General features: G+C 61.3%; 6 protein-coding genes. 2 read left to right on the top strand and 4 right to left on the bottom strand.

Going from position 1 to position 6,894, the window contains the following annotated elements:
• Window positions 1-86: 86 nt before the first annotated feature.
• The gene (gene ettA / locus CKW37_RS24080) at window positions 87-1,781 is read left to right on the top strand and encodes an energy-dependent translational throttle protein EttA (RefSeq protein WP_256587844.1); all 1,695 of its coding nucleotides are present in this window, start codon (window positions 87-89) and stop codon (window positions 1,779-1,781) included.
• Between the two features lie 290 nt (window positions 1,782-2,071).
• Window positions 2,072-3,409, top strand: a complete 1,338-nt coding sequence (gene gdhA, locus CKW37_RS24075) for an NADP-specific glutamate dehydrogenase (RefSeq protein WP_095158721.1) — start codon at window positions 2,072-2,074, stop codon at window positions 3,407-3,409.
• Here gdhA and CKW37_RS24070 read toward each other — a convergent pair.
• From CKW37_RS24070 to CKW37_RS24055, 4 genes are all read right to left on the bottom strand, one after another.
• The gene (locus tag CKW37_RS24070) at window positions 3,406-3,909 is read right to left on the bottom strand and encodes a GreA/GreB family elongation factor (RefSeq protein WP_095158720.1); all 504 of its coding nucleotides are present in this window, start codon (window positions 3,907-3,909) and stop codon (window positions 3,406-3,408) included. The genes gdhA and CKW37_RS24070 overlap by 4 nt on opposite strands.
• 70 nt (window positions 3,910-3,979) lie before the next feature.
• Window positions 3,980-4,327, bottom strand: coding sequence for a hypothetical protein (locus CKW37_RS24065; RefSeq protein ID WP_095158719.1), 348 nt, complete (start codon window positions 4,325-4,327; stop codon window positions 3,980-3,982).
• 100 nt (window positions 4,328-4,427) lie between these two features.
• Window positions 4,428-6,281, bottom strand: a complete 1,854-nt coding sequence (locus tag CKW37_RS24060) for a DUF4105 domain-containing protein (protein WP_095158718.1) — start codon at window positions 6,279-6,281, stop codon at window positions 4,428-4,430.
• Between the two features lie 73 nt (window positions 6,282-6,354).
• Window positions 6,355-6,843: a DUF3015 domain-containing protein gene (locus tag CKW37_RS24055; RefSeq protein ID WP_095158717.1), complete on the bottom strand. Its 489-nt coding sequence runs from the start codon at window positions 6,841-6,843 to the stop codon at window positions 6,355-6,357.
• Between the last annotated feature and the right edge of the window lie 51 nt (window positions 6,844-6,894).

The following is a 6,894-nucleotide window of genomic DNA, read 5'->3' as shown; positions in this document are numbered from 1 at the left end:
AAAACCTAACGTTTTGCTTCCCGGGGTTAACCGCCTGTCTCGACCCTCAAAGCATTGAAAATACAGGATTAAAGGAGAATCAAACCGTGTCCAAAAGTGACAAGGCAGGCAAAACAGGCTCTTACGTTTACACCATGCACCGGCTGAGCAAAGTTGTTCCGCCCAAGCGTGAAATCCTCAAGAACATCTCCCTGTCGTTCTTCCCCGGCGCCAAGATCGGCGTGCTCGGCCTGAACGGTTCGGGTAAATCCACCCTGCTGAAAATCATGGCTGGCGTCGACACCGAGTTCGACGGCGAAGCCCGTCCGATGCCGGAACTGAACGTCGGTTACCTGCCGCAGGAGCCGCAACTGGATCCGGCCAAGACCGTACGTGAAGTGGTCGAAGAAGCGGTCAGCGTGATCAAGGACGCCCAGGCCCGCCTGGACGAGGTCTACGCTGCCTACGCCGAACCGGATGCCGACTTCGACAAGCTGGCTGCCGAACAGGCCAAGCTGGAAGCCATCCTGCAGGCCAGCGACGGTCACAACCTGGAGCGCCAACTGGAAGTCGCCGCCGACGCGCTGCGCCTGCCGGCCTGGGACGCCAAGGTCGAGCACCTTTCCGGTGGTGAAAAACGCCGCGTCGCCCTGTGCCGCCTGCTGCTGTCCGCGCCGGACATGCTGCTTCTCGACGAACCTACCAACCACCTGGACGCCGACTCCGTCGCCTGGCTGGAACACTTCCTCCACGACTTCCCGGGCACTGTAGTCGCGATTACCCACGACCGTTACTTCCTGGACAACGTCGCTGGCTGGATCCTCGAACTCGACCGCGGCGCCGGTATCCCTTACGAGGGCAACTACTCTGGCTGGCTGGAAGCCAAGTCCGACCGTCTGGCCCAGGAGTCGAAGCAGCAATCGGCTCATGAAAAGGCCATGAAGGAAGAACTGGAGTGGGTGCGCAAAGGCGCCAAGGCCCGCCAGTCCAAGTCCAAGGCCCGTCTGCAACGCTTCGAAGAAATGCAATCGCAGGAATTCCAGAAGCGCAGCGAGACCAACGAGATCTACATCCCGGCCGGTCCTCGCCTGGGCGACAACGTCATCGAGTTCAAGAACGTCAGCAAAGGCTATGGCGACCGCGTGCTGATCGACAACCTGTCGTTCGTCATGCCAAAAGGCGCGATCGTCGGCGTAATCGGTGGTAACGGTGCGGGTAAATCGACCCTGTTCCGCATGCTGATGGGCAAGGAACAACCGGATTCGGGCAGCATCTCGATCGGTGAAACCGTGCAACTGGCCTGCGTTGACCAGAGCCGTGACGACCTGGACGGTAACAAGACCGTGTTCCAGCAGATCTCCGACGGTTCCGACCAGATTCGCATCGGCAACTACGAGATCCCGTCGCGCACTTATGTTGGCCGCTTCAACTTCAAGGGCGGCGACCAGCAGAAGTTCGTCAAGGACCTCTCCGGTGGTGAGCGTGGCCGTCTGCACCTGGCGCTGACCCTGAAAGAGGGCGCCAACGTCCTGCTGCTTGACGAACCGTCCAACGACCTGGACGTTGAAACCCTGCGTTCGCTGGAGGAAGCCCTGCTGGACTTCCCGGGCGCCGCCATTGTGATCTCTCACGATCGCTGGTTCCTGGACCGCGTCGCGACTCACATCCTGGCGTACGAAGACGACTCGCAAGCCGTGTTCTTCGAAGGCAACTACACCGAGTACGAAGCCGACCGCAAGAAGCGTCTTGGCGAAGCTGCGGCACAACCGCACCGCGTACGGCACAAGAAGCTGGCTCAGTAAGTCGGTAATTGATGCACAGGAATGGGGCCTTCATGGCCCCATTTTTGTGCCTGTCTGGAGGTCATCGCGAGCAAGCTCGCTCCTACAGAAAGCTGTGGTTTTACGTGGCCCCCTGTAGGAGCGAGCTTGCTCGCGATGGCCCTAAAAAAACACATGCTTGTGTATACATTTATAGAAATGCACCAAAAAATTTCATAAAAACGACATTTCGCCCTGTTCCAGTGCGATTGCTTCTTGGTAAAGTCCCGAAAAAACCAAAAAGTCCAACTCCCTCGGTGAGATGTCTACTCATGATCGAATCTGTCGACCACTTCCTCGCACGTCTGAAACAACGCGATCCCGCCCAACCCGAATTCCACCAGGCAGTGGAAGAAGTCCTGCGTAGCCTCTGGCCTTTCCTCGAAGCCAACCCGCGTTACCTCGAAGCCGGCATCCTCGAACGCATGGTCGAGCCTGAGCGCGCCATTCTGTTCCGCGTTTCCTGGGTCGATGACCACGGCAAGGTCCAGGTCAACCGCGGCTACCGCATCCAGATGAGCAGCGCCATCGGCCCGTACAAGGGCGGCCTGCGCTTCCACCCGTCGGTGAACATCGGCGTTCTGAAATTCCTCGCCTTCGAACAAGTGTTCAAGAACTCCCTGACCTCGCTGCCAATGGGCGGCGGCAAGGGCGGCTCGGACTTCGATCCGAAGGGCAAGAGCGACGCGGAAGTCATGCGCTTCTGCCAGGCGTTCATGAGCGAGCTGTACCGCCACATCGGTGCCGACCTCGACGTTCCTGCCGGCGATATCGGTGTGGGCGCGCGGGAAATCGGCTTCATGTTCGGCCAGTACAAGCGCCTGGCCAACCAGTTCACCTCGGTGCTGACCGGCAAGGGCATGAACTACGGTGGCAGCCTGATTCGCCCGGAAGCCACCGGCTACGGCTGCGTGTACTTCGCCGAAGAAATGCTCAAGCGTGAAGACAAGCGCATCGATGGTCGTCGCGTAGCCATCTCCGGCTCGGGCAACGTCGCCCAGTACGCCGCGCGCAAGGTCATGGACCTGGGCGGCAAAGTGATCTCGCTGTCGGACTCCGAAGGCACCCTGTTCGCAGAATCCGGCCTGACCGATGAACAGTGGGACGCGCTGATGGAGCTGAAAAACGTCAAGCGCGGCCGCCTGAGCGAACTGGCTACCCAGTACGGTCTGGAGTTCCGCGCCGGCCAACGCCCATGGAACCTGCCGTGCGACATCGCGCTACCCTGCGCGACCCAGAACGAACTGGACCTGGAAGACGCCCGCGCCCTGCTGGCCAACGGCTGCATCTGTGTGGCCGAAGGCGCGAACATGCCGACCACGCTGGAAGCGGTGGACCTGTTCATCGAAAAAGGCACCCTCTTCGCGCCGGGCAAGGCCTCCAACGCCGGCGGCGTCGCGGTCAGCGGCCTGGAAATGTCGCAGAACGCCATGCGCCTGCTGTGGACCGCCGGTGAAGTGGACAGCAAGCTGCACAACATCATGCAGTCGATCCACCACGCCTGCGTTCACTACGGTGAAGAGAACGGCCGCATCAACTATGTCAAAGGCGCCAACATCGCCGGCTTCGTGAAAGTCGCCGACGCCATGCTGGCTCAAGGCGTGGTCTAAGCATCGGGCTCCGGCTCGATGGCGATGACCTCGATCAACTGATCACCCACGGGTCGTCGCCATACAACCTCGTCACCCGGGCCTGCCCCCAGCAGCGCCCGGCCCAGCGGGGAACCCCAGTTGATCAGGCCGGCAGCGATGTCGGCCTGATCTTCTCCTACCAATTGCACCCTGTGCTCCCGGTCCTGCTCGTCGAGGTAGGTCACCCGGCTGCCGATCTGAACCTTCTCGCGTGATAACGCCGGTGGCACCACCTGGGCGCTTTGCTGCCTGGCGTTGAAGTAGCGCAGGTCGCGCTCGATATCGGCGAGGCGCTGCTTGTCCGCCTGCTCACCCTGGGCGAGCAGTTCGCTGCGTAGGCGATTGAGTTGCGCCACTCGCTGTTGCAGGTGCGCCAGGCCTTGGGCGGTGACGTAGTTGGGCTGGTCGCTGACCTTGCGCTCCACCGGTTGGCTGGCCTGAGCGGCGGCCTGGTCTTCGTTGACGAATGCACGGCTCATGAACGGTCTCCTTTGCCAGAAGACCATGCTGACAGGCCCGTGGTTTCAATGGTTATCCACAGGCGACCTTTCAGCGTCGATAGGCGCGCGCGGCATCGCGGTCCTTTTCGTGTTGCCATTGTTCTTCGCGCTCGTCCCAGTGGCGGTTGTAGTAGTTCTGTTGCTCCTGGTTCTGTTGCATCGCCTGGCATTGACGGAAACCGTCGTCCCAGCCGGATTCATACTGGTGGTTGTGCAGGTAGCGCGGGACGTCCTTGCGAAAATCCCCGGTCATCACGCCGGCAGCCTGTCGGCCGCTGCTGCAGCCATCCTGGAAACCATCGGCGTAGGGCGCTGGATAACCCTGATTGATCAATTGCTGATGGGTTGATTCGCAACCCGCCAGTAACAACAGAAAACACAACCAGTAGCGCCGCATGACAAGACTCTCCACAAGATAAGGAAAGTCTAGGAGGGGGAATGTCAGTGTGCTGTCAAAAGGCCGTGAAACTGTTGCAGGCTATGAGACCCTCAAGGCCTCAGTAGTTGTACCACTTCAACTCCAGCATCACTTCGTTCTGCGCCGTCGCCAGTTGGCTGAACTCGCGCTTGGCGCTCAGGCGCAGGCCCAGGCTGTCGCTCAGTTCCCACTGCTGGTTCAGGCTCAGGCTGCGCCGCACTTCACCATTGATGAAGTAATCACCCTTGGCCTCAACGCTCAGGTTGCCCAGCCCGTTGCGCCACAGCAGCCCGGTGTTGAAGCCCGCCGCGGGTGCGATGAACTGGGAGAAGTCGTTGTGGTGTTCGACCCGTACCGTGCCGAGGGCGAAGCCAAGCATGTCGTCGCTCAGTGCCCAAGTGCCACCGGCGCCGCCGTTGACATGGCTGACCAGCACTTCATCGTCATGCTTGCCCGGCACCCGCTCAAGGCCGCCCGCCACCTGCCATGACCAGGGTTGCAGCAGGTCGTTGCGCGGGGTCAGCGAGCGGATGGTCGCGAGGTCGAGGCGTTGCACCTGCCAGTCGTTGCCCTCGTACTGGCGGAGCTTGAGTTGCAGAATCTCGATCTGCGCGCCCAACGGGAAACCGTAGAGGTTGTCGTTGAGGTCGTGGTAGGCCATGCGCAGGCCATATTCGGCATAGGCGCGGTCTTTACGAGTGCCGACGCCGAGTTGCCAGGTCCGCGACTGGTGGCCGTCCTCCGGAAGCCCGGGGCGTTCGACCTGCAACGGTGGCGGTGGATTGCGGTTGATCGCGCGTAGCAACTCGAAACTGCGTTTGGCTTGAGCCGGATCACGTTCCTGGCCGTTGGCGCGGTAGCGTTCCAGCCGGTAAGCGGCGTCTTGCACCAGCGCCTGGCGCTCCCGGGGCAGGGCGGTGAATTCGCTGTTTTGCAAATGGCCGGTATCGGCGGCGAGGGCCAGCACCTGTTGCTGCTCGGTTTTTTCCAGAGGTGCGGCGCGCTCCAGTAGCTCGCGCTCGCGGGACGGACGGTAGTCGGTGCGTTCCACCAGCCCGGCGTGCTTGACCGCCTTGACCGTGTCGGTCGGGATCGCCGTCAGCGGGAATTGCGACGTCAGGTCCAGGCTCGGGCGTGCCACCTGGAGCAATTCCAGCAGGCGGTAGGAGCAGTTCTCGTCGAAGAAGAAGTAGTCGAAGCGGATCTGCTTGAGTTCCCAGATGTGTTCGACCATCCGCCCGGTTTCCTCGGGCGTGAGGTTCAGCCGGTACTCCCAGAGGTCGCGGTTTTCCAGGCTGCGGTACTCGGACAGTTTTTCCTGGTAGGGCACCAGCGCGAACAGCCCGGGATAGCCGCCCATCAGGCCCTTCCAGGCGTAGAGAATGCTGTTGTCGTTGCCTTCGATGTAGGCACCGAAGTTGACCGCGTAGCTGAGTAGCGCGGTCTCGTTGCTTTGCACATCGGCCTGGTCGATGCGCAGCAGGGTGTGGCCGAACATCGACGATGGGCTGTTCAGGTAGGCGGCAGGGAAAATCAGCACCGCGCTGTGCGGCGAGACGTCCTTGAACCACTGCCGGTATTCCTTGCAGTCCGGTGTTGGCAGGTCATTGAGTTGCAGTTGCTCGCGCAACCAGCGGGTGCGTGCCGGGAAGACGCACTGCGCGTGCTTCTCGCCCTTGCTGACGGGGTCATAGAGCGCCTTGTACGTGGCCGCCAGTTCCCGGTCAGGGTGGTGGGCGCCGTCTTCGGCGAGGAAGAAACGCTTGTCGTCGACATAGCTGCGCCAGCCTCCGAGCTTGCCTGTTTCGTAGTGGCCAAGGCTGATCCAGTAGGGATCGGCGGCCAGCCGTTGCAGGCGCGAATCGTCCATGAAAGGTGCGGCGTGCAGCGGGGCGCAGACACAGAGCGCCAGGTAGGCAAGGCGTTTGAGCATGTCGGGCAACTACGTCTGAATGAAGCCGAATGGGATGAACAACCCGCCCCGGTGAGGGGCGGGGTGACGCTGCTTAGGCCGGGGTAGCGTACTTGGCCAGGCGAGTGTCGGACTTGAGTACGGCGAGGGTGTTGGTGTGGACGTCTTCGGCGGTGGCGTCCGCGGTCTTGAAGATGTCCTGGAAGTGTTGATGGGTGACTGCGGCGAAGTGCGCGCGGTCTTCCGGTGCTACACCGAGAACCACGGCGTAGGTGGTCAGGGCTTCGCCCTGGCCCTTGGCCATGTCTTCGGAGAGCTCGTTCATCATGCCGTTCATGGCAATCCAGGATTTGCCGCCGTAGGTCAGCGCAGCGTTGGTCGAGCAACCGTTGGTGCCCGAGGTCATGCCGAAGGTTGCGTTACCGGAGGTGCCGTTGGTGGTGGATGCGAGGAAGTGAGCGGGAGTCCCGCGTTGGCCTTCGAACAGCATGTTGCCCCAGCCGCAGTCCGGGCCGCCTGGCGCCTGGGCCATGGCGTTGATCGAAACCGCGGTGAACAGAGTACCCAGAAGAATCCGTTTCATAGCTTTGTTCTCTTTTTGATGTGCAAACCAAAGGTCAGGGTTATCTGGCCT

Origin of the sequence: Pseudomonas sp. Irchel 3E13 (assembly GCF_900187455.1) — a bacterium.
In the GTDB taxonomy this organism is placed as follows: Bacteria; Pseudomonadota; Gammaproteobacteria; order Pseudomonadales; family Pseudomonadaceae; genus Aquipseudomonas.
Note: the sequence above shows the minus strand (reverse complement) of the source record. Positions and strands in the feature narration are given on the sequence as shown.

Coding starts and splice junctions, on each gene's coding strand:
- CKW37_RS24060 (WP_095158718.1), bottom strand. CDS start 6,281: ATGCTCAAACGCCTTGCCTACCTGGCGCTCTGTGTCTGCGCCCCGCTG.
- CKW37_RS24065 (WP_095158719.1), bottom strand. CDS start 4,327: ATGCGGCGCTACTGGTTGTGTTTTCTGTTGTTACTGGCGGGTTGCGAA.
- CKW37_RS24070 (WP_095158720.1), bottom strand. CDS start 3,909: ATGAGCCGTGCATTCGTCAACGAAGACCAGGCCGCCGCTCAGGCCAGC.
- gdhA (WP_095158721.1), top strand. CDS start 2,072: ATGATCGAATCTGTCGACCACTTCCTCGCACGTCTGAAACAACGCGAT.
- CKW37_RS24055 (WP_095158717.1), bottom strand. CDS start 6,843: ATGAAACGGATTCTTCTGGGTACTCTGTTCACCGCGGTTTCGATCAAC.